Consider the following 19,187-nt stretch of genomic DNA (forward strand, 5'->3'; position numbering starts at 1 on the left):
TGTCGAGAGGAGCCAAGGCGAATGCTGAAGGGACGGCTGGGCCTGGATGAGGCGCGGATACCGCAGAAATCCCGCAATGGCCTGATCTATGTGGAGCGCTGCGCGCTGTCGATCGACAATGGCAGCCTGATCCTGCATTTCACCGAGAAGGGCGAGACGCTGGAACTGCCCTATCAGCGGCTGAACGCCATCCTGCTGGGTCCCGGCAGTTCCATCACCCATGACGCCGTGCGCCATTGTTCCGGCCACGGTACCTGCCTGGCTTTCGTCGGTACCGACGGCACAAGGCTGTACACCGCCCCGCCCTTGTTCGCGCGCGACAGCACGCTGGCCCGGCAGCAGGCGACATGGTGGGCGTCGGAAACCACCCGCATGATGGTGGCCAAGCGCATGTATGCCAAACGCTTCGGCGAGACGCCGCGCACCACGTCGCTGGACAGCCTGCGCGGGATGGAGGCGGCGCGCATCAAGCGTTCCTATGAGATCATCGCCGGCCAGGCCGGCATCATCTGGCGCGGCCGCCATTTCGATCGCGCCAATCCCGAGGGGGACGACGCCCCCAATCAGGCCATCAACCATGCGGTGACGGCGGTTGAAGCCTGTGTCGCCATCGCCGTCCAGGCCACCGGCACCCTGCCACCGCTGGGATTCCTGCATGAGGACAGCGCCAAAAGCTGGGTGCTGGACCTCTGCGACCTCTACCGCACGACGGTGACGGTGCCTATCGCGTTTTCCTGCGTGCGGCAGCAGCGTGACCGCCCGGGCGAGACACTGGACCGGCTGTGCCGGCGCGCGGTGTCGCGCCATGTCCGCGACAAGGACTTCATCGATACCGTGATCACGGATATCAAGGAGCTTCTGGCCTGATGATCGTCATCTGCCTGTCGGCCACCGCCGACCGTTTCCACGGCTTCCTGCGGTCCACCATGCTGAACGTGCATCCGGGCGTCTATGTGACGATGGACCTGGATGCAGGCTCACGCGACCGCATTTGGCGGATCCTGGAAAACTGGTGGCAGTCGGACCCGCAGGGACAGGCCGTCATGATTTACCGGGACAAGTCGAAACCGATGGAAATCGACTTCCGCTGCTTGGGCGCCCCGAAACGAGACATTGTCGACTATGATGGGCATTATGCGTTGATGGAAATGGTGAAGATGACGGAAAGTGATTGAGACGAAAGCCGTTTTGGGTCAAAAACTTGGAAGCAAGGTTGCCCCTGCACCGGCAGGGATGAACCCATGATGCATTCTCCATGAAAAAGCCCGCCATGGTTGCCCCTGCACCGGCAGGGATGAACCCCGTCCGATAGATGCCGTCGGGCGCAGGCGTGAGTTGCCCCTGCACCGGCAGGGATGAACCCACGGGCTATGCCCAGCGGCTGATAGAGGCGCAGTTGCCCCTGCACCGGCAGGGATGAACCCTTGCGCGACGTGCCCGGCCCGTGGGTGTGCTGGTTGCCCCTGCACCGGCAGGGATGAACCCAACACCTCTTGCGCCAGCCGGTCCAGATCAGCGTTGCCCCTGCACCGGCAGGGATGAACCCATGCCCGCCTTCTCCAAGGCGGCGATGTCATCGTTGCCCCTGCACCGGCAGGGATGAACCCCAGCGTCCACGCATAGCCACCCCTGGCTCCCGGTTGCCCCTGCACCGGCAGGGATGAACCGCAGCGCCGCTTCAGTGCCGCGACCCTGTTCAAGTTGCCCCTGCACCGGCAGGGATGAACCCGAAACAGGGGCGACGCGGGAGCGGGTCGAACAGTTGCCCCTGCACCGGCAGGGATGAACCCCCGGTAGCCAGAGACGATGATATCGTCAGAGCGTTGCCCCTGCACCGGCAGGGATGAACCCGTGTCTCGGGCATTGAGTTGCTGTTTCTCTGGGTTGCCCCTGCACCGGCAGGGATGAACCCCGGTGTCGCAATCCTCGACAAAGCAGTCTACCGTTGCCCCTGCACCGGCAGGGATGAACCCCTCCGTCGCCCGCCGGATCATCGCCGCCCCGCGTTGCCCCTGCACCGGCAGGGATGAACCCCCGTCATCGTCGCCGGCACTGGTGATGCGAACGTTGCCCCTGCACCGGCAGGGATGAACCCCGACCGTGGATATTGGCACGACCGGCACGCCCGTTGCCCCTGCACCGGCAGGGATGAACCCATAGACCAACGTGCGCCATTGGCCATATCCGTGTTGCCCCTGCACCGGCAGGGATGAACCCCTGCTGGCCGCGGAGGAAGTGGGGCAAGATGGGTTGCCCCTGCACCGGCAGGGATGAACCCTGCAAAGCGCGGTTCCCGCTGGTGGGTCTGAGGTTGCCCCTGCACCGGCAGGGATGAACCCCCCGCCTGTAGTTCGTCGGAGAAGCCAAGGGTGTTGCCCCTGCACCGGCAGGGATGAACCCTTGTTCTGGAAATTCAACGCGCCCTGCAATTGGTTGCCCCTGCACCGGCAGGGATGAACCCCTGCCGCAGTTGCCGCCGCAGGTCGCCCAGTTGTTGCCCCTGCACCGGCAGGGATGAACCCGTTGCCAACGCCCAAGTTGCGCGCAATCGTCCGTTGCCCCTGCACCGGCAGGGATGAACCCAATTCCCACGTCGAATTCCGGAACGATTTTCAGTTGCCCCTGCACCGGCAGGGATGAACCCCAGGGTAATGACACGGGCGCGGCGCAACAGGCATTGCCCCTGCACCGGCAGGGATGAACCCTCCGCCCCCCAGCGCCAGTGATAGGTATGGGGGTTGCCCCTGCACCGGCAGGGATGAACCCCCTGGATGATTACCGCCGCAGCATGGCCCTGCGTTGCCCCTGCACCGGCAGGGATGAACCCCGACTTTCTGGCCGGACGGTGAACTGGACATCGTTGCCCCTGCACCGGCAGGGATGAACCCGTCCGCCGGCTGGCCGTGCTGGCCGAAGCCCCGTTGCCCCTGCACCGGCAGGGATGAACCCTTTCCCCGCCTGACGGCCCCGGACGCCGCCTGGTTGCCCCTGCACCGGCAGGGATGAACCCTGCACGGACAGCGAGACGCGGTTGTCGGAAACGTTGCCCCTGCACCGGCAGGGATGAACCCTATTTCAGCGAGCCGTGGCGCCGGACGACGCAGTTGCCCCTGCACCGGCAGGGATGAACCTGTCCACGCCGATCCCATCGCTGAACTATGCGGGTTGCCCCTGCACCGGCAGGGATGAACCCCAGGACCAGCACCGCGAACTCGCCGGCGCCGGGTTGCCCCTGCACCGGCAGGGATGAACCCCCGCACGGGGGCACCGGCTTCACGCTGACCAAGTTGCCCCTGCACCGGCAGGGATGAACCCCTGAGCCAGCCTTTCCAGCACGCGGGCCATGCGTTGCCCCTGCACCGGCAGGGATGAACCCGTGTCCCGCCTGCGGGCTGAATGCCCTGGCCTGTTGCCCCTGCACCGGCAGGGATGAACCCCTGCCCCCGCGCACTGTGCCCGGCCGCTGCCAGTTGCCCCTGCACCGGCAGGGATGAACCCCCAGCGGCCAAGGGCGACATCGCGCGCCGCCTGTTGCCCCTGCACCGGCAGGGATGAACCCGTCGAATGGGGCGGGGCGGCAGTGGAAGATCCGTTGCCCCTGCACCGGCAGGGATGAACCCTGGTCCGCTGGCGCCGTGCGGCGCTGACGGAAGTTGCCCCTGCACCGGCAGGGATGAACCCGACCCCATGGACCCACTGCCGACAATCACCGGGTTGCCCCTGCACCGGCAGGGATGAACCCCAGCGTGGCGCGGCGCAGCGCCTCGATGCGGCGTTGCCCCTGCACCGGCAGGGATGAACCCTCCGCCCCGGTATCGACCAGGCGCAGGGCCAGGTTGCCCCTGCACCGGCAGGGATGACCCCTGCGCATCGTGCAGGTGGATGCGTTCGGGGAGAGCACGGGGCCTGATGATCGCAAGGGTCGCGCAGCTTTCGCCCGACCTTATTGCCTGCGCCCGACCGTTGGGGATTTTCAGCGACGCGGTTGTCGCGCACGGACACGGATAAACGGGACGGGTCGGCCGCCACCCCCATTCTCGTCGATGACATGCTGCGCCGTGCGGGCTGCCGCTGAAGCGGGGCGCCGGTGTCTCAGAAGGTTGCCCCGGTCATCTGCCGGGAAACCTCCCACAGGCGGGCTGAAGCGACCGGGTCCAGGGCTTGTGGCGGGATCATCGCCAGGGTGGGGAAGCCCCTGGTCTCGTTCATCCTGTCGGGGCCGTAATAGCCGCCGCCTTCTGCCTGCGGCGATGTGGCGGCGAACAGGGCCGGCAGGGCCCCCTGCGCCGCCGGCTGGAACATGAACCAGAGCAGGGATCGCATCATGCCGACACCGCTCCAGCGGCCGGGCGCATTGTGCAAAAGGTCGGTGCGCGAAATCCCCGGATGGGCGGCGATGCTGGCGATGTTCCACCCTGCCGCCACGGACCGCCGCTGCAGTTCCAGGGAAAACATCAGGCAGGCCAGTTTCGACTGGCTGTATACCGGCATCGGTCTGTAGTGGCGCTGTGCGTCCAGATCATCGAAATCGATGCGGCCCTTGCGGGCCGCAATGCTGGACAGTGTGATCACCCGCGCATCCCTTGCCCTGCGCAACAGAGGCATGAGATGACCGGTAAGCGCGAAATGGCCGAGATGATTGGTGCCGAATTGCTGTTCGAAGCCATCCTCCGTCTGCTGCCGCTTTGGTGGCACCATCACGCCGGCATTGTTGATCAGCAGGTCGAGACTGTCCTGACGTCCACACAGCCGCGCGGCGAAATCCTGCACGGATGCAAGGCTGGCAAGGTCCAGCCGTTCGAACCGGACGGCCGCGTCCGGCAACTCGCGTCGGATTGCTGCGATGGCCGCCGCCCCCTTGTCGGGGTTGCGGCCCGCGACGACCACCCCGCACCCGGCTTTCGCCAGGGCACGGGCAGTCTGGAACCCCAGCCCGCCCGTGCCCGTCACGACGGCCGAGCGGCCTGTCTGGGCGGGAATATCCGCATTGGTCCAGCCTGGCATGATCCTGCCTTCTCCAAAATTTGCACTTGGTGTAAAATAATAATTGCACTCAGTGCAAATTCAAGAGGCTGGCCTGATGAAAGTGGATGCTGGAACGGATTCTCCCCGTGAGGGGCTGCGGCAACGCAAGCGGCGCCAGACCCGTCAGCGCATCACCGATGCCGGGATCCGTCTGTTCATCGAAAAGGGCTATGACGTCGCCACGCTGGATGAGATCGCGGCTGCGGCTGGAATTTCCCGCCGAACCTTCTTCCATTATTTCAAATCGAAGGACGAAATCCTGCTCTCCCTGCAAAGCGGGGCGGGGGAGATGATTGTCGCCGCACTGCGGGAGGTGGCGCCCGGCAAGCGGCCCATCGAGGCGATACGCGAGGCCACGGTGAAGGTCTGCGCGCTCATTCCCACCGATGACATGATCGCCATCGACCGGCTGATGCGCTCAAGCGAGGCCGTGCAGGCGCGCAAGCAGGCCAGCTACGTCCAGCAGGAAATGGCCCTGTTCACGGCGTTGCGCGAACGCTGGCCGGCGCCGGGCCGGGAAACCGGGCTCCGGCTGGTCGCCATGCTCGCAATGGGCGCGATACGCCTGGCAACGGAGACCTTCGGCCGGGAAGGGGGCCGGCGTTCCTTTGTCGACATGCTGAACGATGCGTTCGACGCGCTGGAGGCTGAAATCGGAGGCTGAAATCTGATACCCCAGGGGGTGGGGCCAGGGGGTTGGGGTGGGGGTGGGGGGTGTTCAGCCCCGCACGCCCCACAGCATATAATTAACATCCAGGTCGCGCGGTGCCAGGCTGAACCGGTCGGAAATGGGGTTGTAGGCCACGCCCGTCAGTTCCCGGACCTCCACGCCCGTGCGGCGCAGGGCGCCGGTCAGTTCCGATGGCTTCAGGAAACGCTTCCAGTCATGCGTGCCGCGCGGCAGCCAGCGCAGGATGTATTCCGCGGCCACGATACCTAGCAGCCAGCCCTTGGCCGTGCGGTTCAGGGTCGCCATGAAGACCAGGCCGCCGGGCCGGGCCAGGGCGGAAACCGCCCCCAGGAACAGGTCGACATCGGCGACATGCTCCACGATCTCCATGGCCAGCACCACGTCGAACTGTTCGCCGGCCTGCACCAGATCCTCCGCCGTGGCGGCGCGGTAATCGACATCCACACCGGTCTCGGCGGCATGCGCCGCCGCCGTCTTCACATTCTTCTCGGCCGCATCGATGCCCGTCACGCTGGCCCCCAGACGGGCCAGCGGTTCCGACAGCAGCCCGCCGCCACATCCCACATCGATGATGCGCAGCCCCTGCAGCGGCCGGGGGGCGTGCGGGTCGCGGCCATGGGCCTTGCAGATCACGTCGCGCAGCCAGGCCAGGCGCACGGGGTTGAACTTGTGCAACGGCCGGAACTTGCCGGCGGGGTCCCACCATTCGGCTGCGATGCGGCTGAAACGCTCGATCTCGGCGGGATCGACGGTCGTGCGGCCCGGCGGGCTGTCGGTGGCGGTCGCGGCGGTCATGGCTCTCCTCGCGGAAAAGGGCGTGACTGGCATAGCAAAGGTGGGCCGTCCTGTCGCGCGGACAATGGGGCGGGGCACATTTGAGCGCAGCGGGGATATGATTGGCGCCATTCTCATGGGTGCAGTGCGGCCGGCGGGGGGTGGCGCGGCTTGCGTGGTCCGGGCCGGCGGGGTTATGGATAGCCCGCTCCGGCACCGGAGCTTTTACGAAAATTACCCTGACCCTTGATGGAATGGCGTTATGGCGCGGCTAGTCCTGAAATTCGGTGGCACCTCGGTCGGCGATATCGAGCGGATCAAGAATGTCGCCAAAAAGGTGAAACAGGAGGTCGATGCCGGGCACGAGGTCGCGGTCGTCGTCTCCGCCATGTCGGGCGTGACGAACCAGCTCGTCGATTATTGCCGCCAGATCGCCAAGGTCCACGACCAGGCCGAATATGACGCCGTCGTCGCCTCGGGCGAGCAGGTGACGTCGGGGCTGCTTGCCATCGCGTTGCAGGAGATCGGCATCCCCGCCCGTTCCTGGCAGGGCTGGCAGATCCCGTTGATCGCCGACGAGACGCACGGCAAGTCCCGGATCGAGCGGATCGACACGACCTCCCTGTCGGACAACATGTCCAAGGGCGTGGTCGGCGTCGTCGCCGGCTTCCAGGGCGTGACGGAGAAGGGCCGCATCGCCACGCTGGGTCGCGGCGGGTCCGATACCTCCGCCGTGGCGCTGGCCGCCGCCTTGAATGCAGACCGCTGCGACATCTATACGGATGTCGACGGCGTCTATACGACCGACCCCCGCATCGTGAAGACGGCGCGCAAGCTGCACCGCATCACATATGAGGAGATGCTGGAAATGGCGTCGCTGGGCGCCAAGGTCCTGCAGACCCGGTCGGTCGAAATGGCCATGAAGCACCATGTGCGCGTGCAGGTATTGTCAACCTTTGAACAGGCGCCGGGCTCCGATCTTCCCGGCACCCTGGTTGTGGACGAGGATGAAATCGTGGAACAGGAACTGGTCAGCGGCATCGCCTATAGCCGGGACGAGGCGAAGATCACCCTGCTGGGCGTCGAGGACCGGCCGGGCGTCGCCGCCGCCATCTTCGGCCCCCTGACGGATGCCGCCATCAATGTCGACATGATCGTGCAGAACGTGTCCGAGGATGGCCGCACCACCGACATGACCTTCACGGTCGGCAAGGCCGACCTGGACCGCGCGGTCCAGGTGCTGGAGAAGGCCCAGGCCGACCTGAATTATCGCCGGCTGGCGGCCGATGCCAATGTGGTGAAAGTGTCGGTGATCGGCGTGGGCATGCGCTCCCATGCCGGTGTGGCCCAGCGCATGTTCAAGGCGCTGGCCGACCGCGGCATCAACATCCAGGTCATCTCCACCAGCGAGATCAAGGTCTCCGTGCTGATCGCCGAGGAATATACCGAACTGGCCCTGCGCTCCCTGCACACGGCCTATGGGCTGGACAAGGCCTGACCGGCCCCGGTGACGCCCTTCCTTCCTGAAGGGGCCCGGCCACGATCCCCCCCTGGCGGGTCGTGGACGGGCCCTTTGCGCTTCGGGACCGGCCTGCGGCCCGTTCTCGCCTGCTTCCCCTTGACCGCCGGTCGCCACGAACGGTAGTGAAGCCGACCGAATGATTTCGACTTCTGGGGACCCGCCGCCATGACCGCACGCCAACGCCTCGATCAGCTCTGGTCGCGGGGCCGGGACTATCTGGGCACCGACCTTGCCATCATGGGCGGGGCCATGACCTGGGTGTCGGATCGCAATCTGGTTGCGGCCATCTCCAATGCCGGTGGTTTCGGGGTCATCGCGTCGGGCGCCATGCCGCCCGACCTGCTGCGGGCGGAAATCCAGGCGACGCAGGCGCTGACGGAAAAGCCCTTCGGCGTCAACCTGATCACGCTGCACCCCCAGCTCGACCAGCTTATCCAGGTCTGCCTGGAGGAGAAGGTGGGCCATATCGTGCTGGCCGGCGGCCTGCCGCCCGGCGGCGCGATCAAGGCGGCCAGGGATGGCGGGGCCAAGGTCATGTGCTTCGCCCCGGCGCTGGTCATCGCCAGGAAGCTGGTCCGCAGCGGGGCCGATGCCATCGTGATCGAAGGCAGCGAGGCCGGCGGCCATATCGGCCCCGTCTCCACCTCCGTCCTGGCGCAGGAGATCCTGCCGGAAATCCGTGACGTGCCCGTCTTCGTGGCCGGCGGCATCGGCCGGGGCGAAGCGATCCTGTCCTATCTGGAGATGGGGGCTGCGGGCGTGCAGCTTGGCACCCGTTTCGTCTGTGCCACCGAATGCCGCGCGCATCCGAAATTCAAGCAGGCCTTCATCCGCGGCAGCGCGCGCGAGGCCATCGCGTCGGTGGCGCTGGACAGCCGTTTCCCCGTGATCCCCGTCCGCGCCCTGCAGAACGAGGGCACCAAGCGCTTCATGGAAAAGCAGCGCGAGGTGATCGCCCGGTTCGACGCGGGTGAGCTGGACCAGAAGCAGGCCCAGCTTGAGATCGAGCATTACTGGGCCGGCGCGCTGCGTCGCGCCGTGATCGACGGCGATGTGGAAAACGGGTCGCTGATGGCCGGGCAGTCGGTGGGGATGGTGACCCGCGAGCAGCCCGTGGCCGATATCCTGGCCGACCTGCTGGCCCAGGCCGAAGCGGCGCTGCAGGCCCGTGGGCAGGCAGCCTGACACGGTTGACACCTGCGTTGGGAGAACCGGATCGCATGCCGCCCGCCTTCACGTCCGATGTCGTCAGGGACATTGTCCGCCGGGAACTGCCGGATGCAGGCACGAAGCTGGAGCGTGCCCGCAGCCCGGTTCCCGGTGCGATGTGGGCAGCCATGATGCAGGCGGCCGAGGCGGCGTTCGCCGTCTTCACCGCCCCCGCAGGGCGGGTGGGCAACCCCGCACAGCGGATACAGGAGATCGTGCGCGCGGTCAGCTTGATGCTGCCGCCCCTATTCATATCCCAGGGGCGGCTGATGTCCCTTCGGGACGAGGAATGGCTGCTGTCCCTGCCATATGATGATCGCGGTCAGGTTGATGAGCATGTGCTGCCCGTCACCGCCCTGGTCAGGGGCGATGCCTTCCTGGCCGACCCCGCGGCATTCTTCGACGGAGCCTTCACCGCGGCCATGCTGACGCCGCGCTGTCTTTTGATCCGGGCGGAGGACCGGCGGCTGAACCGCAGGGGACATCCCGGTATCGGCGCGAAACCGGGTCTGGAGGCGACCGCGCAGCTGCGGCCCTTCCTGCGCTACATGCCCGATCACCTGTCCGGCGTCGATCGGGAGGCCATCCAGGTGTTCCGCATGCAGGATGGCAGCATGCTCCATGATCCGGGCAACTATACATGGTCGGATTGGGAACAGGAGGCCGCTTCATTCGGCGCATTTCGCGAGGCCATCGACTTCCATCACGAATTCAGCCGGTCCTGGCGCCGGATGATGCCGGCGGCGGCGGAGATCCTGCGCGGCTGGCAGCCCTTGCCGGTGCGTCTGCCATCCCCGTCGAAGGGGGATTATACCGACGCCGAACGGACCGTGATCCGGGCGCGCCTGGATGAATTGCGGGCCCGACCGGACATGCCGGTCACCTGGTTCGGTCAGCCGGCGGTGACGGACCCGGCGCAGGGCAAGCGCATCAACTTCACCGTCGATGCGCCGGACAGGCAGCGCAAGCCCCTGTTCCGTGTCAATATTGGTGCCGACCGTCCCAAGTTCGAGCTTTGTTACAGCCCGCTCAGGATGCATCCCGACGGAAGGCGCTGCGTGGACGAGCTCGCCATGCAGGTGAACCCGGTGATCGGTCATGGATTCCGGTGCCAGACGATAGCGAGGACCGGCCACGGGTACAGGCATCCCGGCGGGATGGACAATGTTCTTTCCGTGCTGCCGGTCCTGATCGACCATATCGTCACCCTTTATCCCGTCTGGCGGGAACGGTGGCCGCGGCCGGCCGGCTGATGGCGGCCTTGTAACATTCCGCCAAGCCCGCCACCCGAGCATACCGGCAATATTCCTTCATGCATTGACCGCCCGGCTTGCCGAAAAGCATAAGGCAGCACCTCTCTTGCCAGGATGGTTGCCATGGGTGCGGTTGCGGCGGTTTCGCAGGATCTGGGTTCGGCGCGGCGGCTGATCATCAAGATCGGGTCGGCGCTGATGGTGGATGCCGCCACGCACCGCATCCGGCGCGAATGGCTGGATTCGGTGGCCGACGATGTCGCGGCGCTGCGCGCGCGCGGCGTGGAGGTGGTGATCGTCACCTCCGGCGCCGTGGCCTGCGGGCGTGAGCACCTGGGTCTGGTCGGCCGGCCGCTGCGGCTGGAGGAAAAACAGGCCGCCGCCGCCACGGGCCAGATCCGCCTGGCCCATGCCTATCAGGAGACGCTGGCCCGCCACGGCATCACGGTGGCGCAGGTGCTGCTGACCCTGGATGATACGGAAGACCGCCGCCGCCACCTGAACGGCCGCGCCACCATCGAAACCCTGCTGAAGCTGGGTGCCGTGCCCGTCATCAACGAGAATGACACGGTGGCCACGGCCGAAATCCGCTTCGGCGACAATGACCGGCTGGCCGCGCGCGTGGCCCAGATGATCAGCGCCGACACGCTGGTCCTGCTGTCGGACATCGATGGGCTGTACACCGCCGACCCGCGCAAGGACCCGGACGCCAGGCACATCCCCCTGGTGCGCGAGATCACGCCGGAAATCGTGGGCATGGCCGGCGAGCCGCCGCCGGGATACAGCAGCGGCGGCATGGTGACCAAGATCGTGGCCGGGCGCATCGCGCTCGCGGCCGGTTGCCGCATGGCCATCGCCATGGGCCAGCGTACCAACCCCTTGTCGGCGCTGCTGACGCCTGCCGGGCAGGGGGGCGCACTGGCCACCTGGTTCGTGCCGCAGGCCGAGCCCCGCACGGCCCGCAAGCGCTGGATCGCCGGGGCGCTGAAGCCGCTGGGCACGCTGGTGCTGGATGCCGGTGCCGTGGCCGCCCTGCTGAAGGGCGGCAGCCTGCTGCCGGCCGGCGTGCGCGGTGTGGAGGGTGATTTCGAGCGTGGCGATCTGGTGCTGCTCCGGGGGCCGGACGGGCACACGATGGGGCGCGGCCTGTCGGCCTATGCCGCCGGCGACGCCCGCGCCATCGCCGGCCGGCGCAGTGCGGAGATCGAGGCCGTCCTGGGCTATCGCGGACGCGACGAGATGGTGCATCGCGACGATCTGGTGCTTGGCTGATCACGTGGCGCTATAATCCCTGCCGTCCCCAGAACCGGAGTTCCAGGAAAATGACCGACGCGCCCACGGCGGCCCTGCTGATCATCGGCAACGAGATATTGTCCGGCCGTACCCAGGATGCCAATCTGGCCTTCCTTGCCAAATATCTGGGCGGGCTGGGCATCCGGTTCCGCGAGGCGCGCGTCGTGCCGGACGAGGAGGCGGAGATCGTGGCCGCCGTCAATGCCTTGCGTGCCCGCTACACCTATGTCTTCACGACCGGTGGCATCGGCCCGACGCATGACGACATCACCGCGGAATGCGTTGCCACGGCTTTCGGCCTGCCCCTGATCCGCCATCCGGAGGCTGCGCGCCGGCTGGAGGCGCATTATGCCGGCACCGGCATGCTGAACGAGGCGCGGATGCGCATGGCGAACACCCCGGACGGTGCCGTGCTGATCGATAATCCCGTGTCGACCGCGCCGGGCTTCCAGATCGGCAATGTCTTCGTGCTGGCTGGCGTGCCCATCATCATGCAGGCCATGCTGACGGGCATCGGGGACCGGCTGGTGGGTGGCCCCGTGGTGAGGACCAGATCCGTCCTTTCCGGCGTGCCGGAAGGCACCTTCGCCGACGGCCTGCGCGGGCTGGCGGTGGAACATGCCGGCGTCGATATCGGGTCCTACCCGGCCTTTCGCCAGGGCAAGGTGTCCACCGCGCTGGTCCTGCGCGCCACGGATGAGGCGGCGCTGGAAGCGGCCGTCACGGCCGTCACCGTGCTGCTGCGCGGATTGGGCGGCGACCCGGTGGTGCTGGACGGGTATGGCGATACCGGCGACCAGGCCTCGTCCTGATCCCGCCGGGCGGCGATGTCACAGTTTCTCGCCCGGCAGCCGGCTGGCCTGACGCACCCATTCGACGAACTGTGCCTCGTCCAACTGCCCCTCGCGGATGTCGAGATAGCGGGTTTCCGGGTGCTTGGAGGTGCCGGGCGGCACGGGGTCCAGCGAGGTCCCGCGGAAGAACGTCACCTTGATGTATTTCGTGAAGCTGTGGAGCGCCAGGAACCAGCCCGCCCCCTCCACCCCGTAAAGGGGGGAGTTCCACTTGACCGCCTTGGTCACATCGGGGACCGTCTGTCCGATCAGGCTGTCCAGCCGCCGCCCCACCCCGGCCTTCCAGCCGGGCAGGGCGGCGATATAGCGCTGGACGGGTTCATCGCCATACCCTTTGGCGATTTGCGGGTTGCCGCCCGAAAGCAGGACCACGCCCCCGGCCGCGTCCGCTGGTGCCGTGGGTGGGGCCGATTTTGACGCCGCGGGGCGCGGCTGCCGCCTGCGTGGCCTGCCGGTCCCCGGTTCGGGGCTACCGGCGTTTCCGGGGATGTCATCCGCCATGCGGGCTCCTGCGCTTCGGTGCCGGCGGCCAGGGGCCGGCCGGCATGTCCGGTCTGGCCTTCATCAGGCGAAGGGGGCGGGCCTGGCCGCGGCCGCGCGGTATTCGGCCTTCATACGGTCCACCAGGTCGGCGACGGTGGGGGCGTCGTGGATGGAACCGATGCCCTGGCCGGCCGACCAGATGTCCTTCCAGGCCTTCTTCTTCGACCAATCCTCGATCGTCAGGTTGGGGTCGGCCTTGCCGCCCGTGATGGCGGCCGGGTCCAGGCCGGCGGCGGCGACGCTGGGCGCGAGGTAGTTGCCGGGGATGCCGCTGAACATGGGCGTATAGACGATGTCGGCGGCGGCATGGTCGATCAGCATCTGCTTGTATTCCGGCGGGGCATTGCCCTCTGCCGTGGCGATGAAGCGGGTGCCGATATAGGCGAAATCGGCGCCCAGCACCTCCGCCGCGCGAATCTCCGTACCCGTCGAAATGGCGCCGGCCAGCACGATGGGACCGTCGAAGAAGGCGCGCACCTCGGCCAGCAGCGCGAAGGGCGAGGTGGTGCCGGCATGCCCGCCGGCCCCGGCCGCCACCAGGATCAGCCCGTCCACGCCCGCTTCCAGCGCCTTGCGGGCGTGGCGGATGTTGGTCACGTCATGGAAGACCAGCCCGCCATAGGAATGCACGGCCTCCACGATGCCCACCGGCGCGCCGACCGAGGTGATGATCAGGGGCACCTTGTGCTTGACCATCAGTTCGACATCGCCCTGCAGGCGGCTGTTGGACCGGTGGACGATCAGGTTCACGCCGAAGGGGGCCACGGCCGCGCCCGGATGGTCGGCGCCGAAGCCGGCCAGTTCGGCCGTGATGCGGCCCAGCCATTCATCCAGCAATTCCGGCTGCCGCGCGTTCAGGCTGGGGAAGGTGCCGACGATCCCGGCCTTGCACTGGGCCAGCACCAGATCGGGATAGCTGACGATGAACATCGGCGAGGCGATGACGGGCAGTGACAGCTTTCCCTGGAACAGGCTGGGGATGGGCATCTTCGGTCGTTCCTCCGGTCGGGCGCCTTCAGGGCGGCTGATTGATATTCCGGGAATTTTTAGCACGCTCGTTCGCTTGTGACCACTGCGACGAGGGGCGCCATCCTAATAAGTCCCGGTGATCGCACCCGATCACCGGTCTCAATCACCGGCGCCCACATCCGTGGGCTTGGCACCGGCGCCCACATCCGTGGGCTTGGCGACGCCGCATGTGCGGCGGGGCGGCGGTTGCCGCCGGAACAGATGCCGGTGAGTTGCTCTCACCGGCATCTGGCATAAGAACCCTGCCGGGCGCATGGCGGCCCTGGTGAGGGCTTGCGTTGCGCGGGGCGCGGCGGCGTTGCATTCTCCGCCGCGACCAGAGGTGACGGGGCCGATACGATGCAGGACTTTCTTTCCATCCATCCGGAAGTGGCGGCGGCGCTGAAGGCGGGCGGACCGGTCGTGGCCCTGGAATCGACCGTCATCAGCCATGGCCTGCCCTATCCGGAGAATGTGGAGACGGCGAACGCCCTGGAGGCCGCGATCCGTGCGGAGGGCGCGGTGCCGGCCACCATCGCCGTGCTGGATGGCCGTATTCGCGTCGGTCTGGATGCCGACGATATCGAGCGGCTGGCGCAGAGCGGCGTGCGCAAGGTCAGCCGCCGGGATCTGGCGCTGGCGCTGGCCCAAGGGGCCGAAGGCGCCACGACGGTGGCGGCGACCATGATCGGTGCCGCCCTGGCCGGCATCGCCGTTTTCGCCACGGGCGGCATCGGCGGCGTGCATCGCGGGGTGGAAACCACGCTGGACATCTCCGCCGACCTGGAAGAACTGGCTGACACCGACGTGGCCGTCATCTGCGCGGGGGCCAAGGCCATCCTGGACCTGCCGCGCACGCTGGAATATCTGGAAACCAAGGGCGTGCCCGTGATCGGGTTCGGCACGGACCGGTTTCCGGCCTTCTATACGGCATCCCTGCCGCTGCCGGTCGATGGCCGCTGCGACTCGGCCGAAGAGGTGGCGCGCGTGCTGCGCACCAAATGGCAGTTGGGCCTGGGGGGCGGGGTCGTCATCGGCGTCCCCATCCCGCCCGAGGCGGCGCTGGATGCCGAGGCGGTCGAGGCCGCCATCGCCCAGGCCGTGGGCGAGGCCGAGGCGCAGGGCGTGCGGGGCAAGGCGCTGACCCCGTTCCTGCTGAGCCGGATGGAGGAACTGACGGGCGGCGCCAGCCTGGCGGCCAACCGTGCCCTGCTTTTGAACAATGCCCGCATCGGGGCCCGCATCGCCATCGCCTATGCCCGCCAGAAGGCGGAGATGACATTGCCCAAGAAGGTGGCGACGACCAAACGGCCCCCGGGTTATTGAGGACGGGCGGCCGGCGGCGGCCATCGACGCCCCCGCCGGCCGTCCCGCGCGTTCGCCCGAGCGCCCGGCCCGCGTGCCAGGGTTGCAGCACCGGCCCCCGTGCCCGGTTGACTCCATGCCCCTTCGCCACTATAGAACGCGCTTCGTTTTCGCATTCAGTTTTCCAAGAGCGGAGTAAGTACCGTGAAGCGTCCCTTCCAGCCCTCCAAGATCGTGCGCGCCCGCCGTCACGGCTTCCGCGCCCGCATGGCCACCGTGTCGGGCCGCAAGATCATCAATTCCCGCCGCGCCCAGGGCCGCAAGCGTCTGAGCGCCTGAGGGTGACCGGCATGGCGCCCCCGGCCAAAGCCAAGGTGGGGCGCCTGACCAGGCGGCCCCAGTTCCTGGCCGTCGCGGGCGCCCGCCGCAAATGGGCCACGCCGGGTCTGATCCTTCAGGCCCGTGCCCATGATGACCGGCAGCACCCGAACCCCGGCGAACCGCCGGTGCGGATCGGTCTGACAGCGAGCAAGAAGGTGGGTGGCGCGGTTGAACGCAACCGCGCCCGTCGTCGTTTGCGCGCGGCCCTGGCCGAGGTGCTGGCCCCTAACGCCGCCCCCGGCCATGATTTCGTGCTGGTGGCGCGGTCGGAGACGGTGCGGCGCCCCTATGCCGCGCTGAAGGCCGATCTGAAGCAGGCGCTGAAGAAGCTGCGGGTCTGGCGGGAAGAGAGGGCGGCGGCCGAATCGGCCCGCCCCGCGGATGGCACGGCATGAGCCCGGCGGCCTGGCTGCTCCGGGCTTTTGTGCTTTGCTATCGCTGGGTCGTGCGGCCCCTGATGGGGCCGCCGCGCTGCCGTTTCTACCCGAGCTGTTCCCATTACGCGCTGGAGGCGCTGTCCATGCACGGCGCGATCCGTGGCGGATGGCTGACCCTGCGGCGCTTGGCGCGCTGTCATCCCTGGGGCGGATCGGGGTATGACCCGGTGCCCCCGGCGCATCCAAGACACGTGGATGACGGAAAATGTTGCGGCGGGCATTGATTGCCTGCCGTTTTCGTGTGAACAACCGGGCACAAACCCGGCCGACGCACCGGATTGGCCCATGACTTCGAGCGGAACCTGGACCAAGCACCCATGACGGATCAGAAGAACCTCATCCTGACCATCGTGATTTCCATCGCGATCCTGTTCGGGTTCCATTTCTTCTACGAGCGCCCCCGCCAGATGGCGGCACAGGCGGAATTCCAGCGCCAGCAGGCCCTGCAGGCCGAGCAGCTGCCCAGCAGCACCGTGCCGGGCAGCACGCCGGGCGTGGGGGCCATTGGCGGCCCGGCTGCACCGCGGCCGCGGGCCGACGTGTTGGCCGAGGCCGGCCGCGTCACCATCGCCACGCCCAGCCTGCACGGGTCGATCAACCTGCGCGGCGGCCGCATCGATGATCTGACGCTGGCCAAGTACAAGGTCACGCCGGACAAGGACAGCGCGGAGGTCGTGCTGCTGTCGCCGGTCGGCGCCGTCGATCCCTATTTCGCGGAATTCGGCTGGGTGCCGGCCCATGCCGGCACGGCGTTGGACCTGCCCAAGGCCGACACGGTCTGGACGGCCAGCGCCGACCGGCTGACGCCCGATGCGCCGCTGGTCCTGACCTGGGACAATGGCGCCGGCCTGGTGTTCGAGCGCACCATCACGGTCGATGCCGACTACATGTTCACGGTGACGCAGCGGGTGCGCAACGAGACGGGGGCGGATGTGGCGCTCAGCCCCTATGGCTTCGTGCAGCGCCGCGGCACCCCGAAGACCGAGGGCATGTTCGTCCTGCATGAGGGACCGCTGGCCATCGTCAACGGCACCCTGAAGGAATACAAGTACAAGGACCTGAAGGAGGATGGCGCCACCGTCAACCTGTCCTCCACAGGCGGCTGGATCGGCATCACCGACAAATACTGGCTGGTCGGCCTGATCCCCGACCAGTCGCAGACGACGGACATGCGCGTCCTGCACCAGGGCGGTGCGGGCGACGTCTATCAGGTCGATTACAAGGCCCCGGCCATCAGCGTGGCGGCCGGCGGCACGGCGGAAACGACCCATCGCCTGTTTGCCGGCGCCAAGATCGTCAGCCTGCTGGATAGCTATAACGAGAAACTGGGCATCGACAGCCTGGATTACGCCGTGGACTGGGGCTGGTTCTACTTCCTGACCATTCCCTTCTTCCATGCCCTGGATTTCCTGGGTGGGCTGGTCGGCAATTTCGGCGTCGCGATCCTGATCTTCACCGTCTTCCTGCGTCTGGCCTTCTTCCCGATCGCCAACAAGCAGTATGAAGCCTTCGCCAAGATGAAGAAGCTTCAGCCGAAGATGGAAGAACTGAAGAAGAAGCACGGCGACAACCGCGAACAGCTCTCCATGGCCATGATGAAGCTGTACAAGGAGGAAAAGGCCAACCCGCTGGCGGGTTGCCTGCCCATCCTGCTGCAGATCCCGGTCTTCTTCGCGCTGTACAAGGTGCTGTACGTCACCATCGAAATGCGTCATGCGCCCTTCTTCGGCTGGATCACCGACCTGTCGGCCATTGATCCGACGACGATGTTCAACCTGTTCGGCCTGATCCCGTGGGACCCGCCCAGCTTCCTGCATGTCGGTGTCTGGCCGCTGCTGATGGGCATCACCATGTGGCTGCAGCAGAAGCTGAACCCGTCCAACCCGGACCCGGTGCAGCAGAAGGTGTTCATGCTGCTGCCCTTCATCTTCACCTACATGATGGCATCCTTCCCGGCCGGCCTGGTGATCTACTGGACCTGGTCCAATCTGCTGTCCATCGCGCAGCAATGGTTCATCATGCGCCGCATGGGCGTGAAGGCCACGTAAGGCCGGGGCGGGGGGAAGGGCGCCGTTCGGCGCGCTTTTCCCCGCCTTCCTGCTTTCACCCGCGCCGGAAGGGCGCGCGGATCGCACCCTCCCCCACCGGGGAGGGTTGATTTGTTTAAGGGGCGCCTGCCGGCAGCCCCGCCCCAGTGCAAGGACCCGCATCATGGCGAAGCCGCTGACTATCACCCCGTCCCTGCTCGGTGATCTGACCGAGGCGGAGATCGAGGCCGGGCGCCTGCTGTTCGCCAGGGAATGCGACTTCTTCTGGGGGGCGGAGGCCGCCACGACCCTGCCGGAGGCCATCCTGCCGGAGATCTGTTTCGCCGGACGGTCGAACGTGGGCAAATCATCCCTGGTCAACGCCCTGACGGGGCGCAAGACACTGGCGCGTACCTCGCAGACGCCGGGCCGCACCCAGCAGCTCAATTTCTTCTCCCTGGGCCAGCGGCTGGTGCTGGTGGACATGCCGGGCTACGGCTATGCCCAGGTGTCCAAGGAGCGTTCGGCCGCCTGGACGGATTTCATCCGCGCCTATCTGCGCGGGCGTGTGACGCTGAAGCGCGCGCTGGTGCTGGTCGATGCCCGCCACGGGCTGAAGCCGCATGACGTGGACATGATGAAGATGATGGACCAGACGGCGGTCGGCTATCAGATCGTGCTGACCAAGGCCGACACGCTGAAGCCCGGCGGGATGGACAAGATCCGCGCACAGGTGGCCCAGGCGCTGAAGACCCATGGTGCCGCCCATCCAGAGGTGCTGGCCACCTCGGCGGAAACCGGGCTGGGTATTCCGGAATTGCGGGCGTTTCTGACGCGGATGGCAGAGCCGGCGGCGCTGGGCTGA

The 19,187-nt window shown here is 67.1% G+C and carries 18 protein-coding genes and 1 CRISPR repeat array; of the genes, 14 read left to right on the forward strand and 4 right to left on the reverse strand.

Annotation, left to right across the window (positions count from 1 at the left end):
- The first annotated feature begins 21 nt into the window (after window positions 1-21).
- Both cas1e and cas2e read left to right on the forward strand, forming a co-directional pair.
- Window positions 22-867 carry a type I-E CRISPR-associated endonuclease Cas1e gene (gene cas1e / locus ABC728_RS17535; RefSeq protein ID WP_416620801.1) on the forward strand — a complete coding sequence of 282 codons (846 nt, stop codon included), beginning with the start codon at window positions 22-24 and terminating at the stop codon, window positions 865-867.
- On the forward strand, window positions 867-1,175 hold the full coding sequence (gene cas2e, locus ABC728_RS17540) for a type I-E CRISPR-associated endoribonuclease Cas2e (RefSeq protein WP_416620802.1): 309 nt from the start codon (window positions 867-869) through the stop codon (window positions 1,173-1,175). The genes cas1e and cas2e overlap by 1 nt, the downstream gene beginning before the upstream one ends.
- Before the next feature lie 37 nt (window positions 1,176-1,212).
- Window positions 1,213-3,864: direct repeats of the CRISPR family, unit length 29 nt; unit sequence GTTGCCCCTGCACCGGCAGGGATGAACCC.
- A gap of 228 nt (window positions 3,865-4,092) precedes the next feature.
- Here cas2e and ABC728_RS17545 read toward each other — a convergent pair.
- Window positions 4,093-5,004, reverse strand: a complete 912-nt coding sequence (locus tag ABC728_RS17545; RefSeq protein WP_416620803.1) for an SDR family oxidoreductase — start codon at window positions 5,002-5,004, stop codon at window positions 4,093-4,095.
- A gap of 76 nt (window positions 5,005-5,080) precedes the next feature.
- On the opposite strand from ABC728_RS17545, the gene ABC728_RS17550 reads away from it, so the two are divergent.
- Window positions 5,081-5,689: a TetR/AcrR family transcriptional regulator gene (locus ABC728_RS17550; protein WP_416620804.1), complete on the forward strand. Its 609-nt coding sequence runs from the start codon at window positions 5,081-5,083 to the stop codon at window positions 5,687-5,689.
- A gap of 54 nt (window positions 5,690-5,743) precedes the next feature.
- On the opposite strand, the gene ubiG is transcribed toward ABC728_RS17550, so the two are convergent.
- Window positions 5,744-6,511 (reverse strand): bifunctional 2-polyprenyl-6-hydroxyphenol methylase/3-demethylubiquinol 3-O-methyltransferase UbiG, encoded by a 768-nt coding sequence (ubiG, locus tag ABC728_RS17555; protein ID WP_416620805.1) that lies wholly within the window; start codon window positions 6,509-6,511, stop codon window positions 5,744-5,746.
- A gap of 241 nt (window positions 6,512-6,752) precedes the next feature.
- Between ubiG and ABC728_RS17560 the strand changes: the two genes are divergently transcribed.
- The 5 genes from ABC728_RS17560 to ABC728_RS17580 all read left to right on the forward strand — a co-directional run bounded on the left by ABC728_RS17560 (window position 6,753) and on the right by ABC728_RS17580 (window position 12,579).
- The gene (locus ABC728_RS17560; RefSeq protein ID WP_416620806.1) at window positions 6,753-7,988 is read left to right on the forward strand and encodes an aspartate kinase; all 1,236 of its coding nucleotides are present in this window, start codon (window positions 6,753-6,755) and stop codon (window positions 7,986-7,988) included.
- A gap of 189 nt (window positions 7,989-8,177) precedes the next feature.
- On the forward strand, window positions 8,178-9,197 hold the full coding sequence (locus ABC728_RS17565) for an NAD(P)H-dependent flavin oxidoreductase (protein WP_416620807.1): 1,020 nt from the start codon (window positions 8,178-8,180) through the stop codon (window positions 9,195-9,197).
- Window positions 9,198-9,232: 35 nt separating this feature from the next.
- Window positions 9,233-10,474 (forward strand): hypothetical protein, encoded by a 1,242-nt coding sequence (locus tag ABC728_RS17570; RefSeq protein ID WP_416620808.1) that lies wholly within the window; start codon window positions 9,233-9,235, stop codon window positions 10,472-10,474.
- Window positions 10,475-10,588: 114 nt separating this feature from the next.
- Window positions 10,589-11,746 carry a glutamate 5-kinase gene (gene proB / locus ABC728_RS17575; protein ID WP_416620809.1) on the forward strand — a complete coding sequence of 386 codons (1,158 nt, stop codon included), beginning with the start codon at window positions 10,589-10,591 and terminating at the stop codon, window positions 11,744-11,746.
- A 50-nt stretch (window positions 11,747-11,796) separates the two neighbouring features.
- The gene (locus ABC728_RS17580) at window positions 11,797-12,579 is read left to right on the forward strand and encodes a competence/damage-inducible protein A (RefSeq protein WP_416620810.1); all 783 of its coding nucleotides are present in this window, start codon (window positions 11,797-11,799) and stop codon (window positions 12,577-12,579) included.
- 18 nt (window positions 12,580-12,597) lie between these two features.
- Here ABC728_RS17580 and ABC728_RS17585 read toward each other — a convergent pair whose 3' ends face one another.
- A complete protein-coding gene (locus ABC728_RS17585; protein ID WP_416620811.1) occupies window positions 12,598-12,993 on the reverse strand; it encodes a DUF1801 domain-containing protein in 396 nt (131 codons plus the stop codon).
- Window positions 12,994-13,185: 192 nt separating this feature from the next.
- A complete protein-coding gene (locus ABC728_RS17590) occupies window positions 13,186-14,151 on the reverse strand; it encodes an NAD(P)H-dependent flavin oxidoreductase (RefSeq protein WP_416620812.1) in 966 nt (321 codons plus the stop codon).
- A 381-nt stretch (window positions 14,152-14,532) separates the two neighbouring features.
- Here ABC728_RS17590 and ABC728_RS17595 point away from each other — a divergent pair, with 381 nt between their 5' ends.
- From ABC728_RS17595 to yihA, 6 genes are all read left to right on the forward strand, one after another.
- Window positions 14,533-15,498, forward strand: a complete 966-nt coding sequence (locus tag ABC728_RS17595; RefSeq protein ID WP_416620813.1) for a pseudouridine-5'-phosphate glycosidase — start codon at window positions 14,533-14,535, stop codon at window positions 15,496-15,498.
- Between the two features lie 183 nt (window positions 15,499-15,681).
- On the forward strand, window positions 15,682-15,816 hold the full coding sequence (gene rpmH, locus ABC728_RS17600; protein ID WP_416620814.1) for a 50S ribosomal protein L34: 135 nt from the start codon (window positions 15,682-15,684) through the stop codon (window positions 15,814-15,816).
- A gap of 11 nt (window positions 15,817-15,827) precedes the next feature.
- Entirely contained in the window at window positions 15,828-16,253 is a 426-nt protein-coding gene (rnpA, locus tag ABC728_RS17605; protein ID WP_416620815.1) for a ribonuclease P protein component, read from the forward strand.
- Between the two features lie 62 nt (window positions 16,254-16,315).
- Window positions 16,316-16,519 (forward strand): membrane protein insertion efficiency factor YidD, encoded by a 204-nt coding sequence (gene yidD, locus ABC728_RS17610; RefSeq protein ID WP_445376653.1) that lies wholly within the window; start codon window positions 16,316-16,318, stop codon window positions 16,517-16,519.
- 93 nt (window positions 16,520-16,612) lie between these two features.
- Entirely contained in the window at window positions 16,613-18,343 is a 1,731-nt protein-coding gene (gene yidC / locus ABC728_RS17615; protein ID WP_416620817.1) for a membrane protein insertase YidC, read from the forward strand.
- Between the two features lie 163 nt (window positions 18,344-18,506).
- A complete protein-coding gene (gene yihA / locus ABC728_RS17620; RefSeq protein WP_416620818.1) occupies window positions 18,507-19,187 on the forward strand; it encodes a ribosome biogenesis GTP-binding protein YihA/YsxC in 681 nt (226 codons plus the stop codon).

The organism is Niveispirillum fermenti (genome assembly GCF_052474395.1).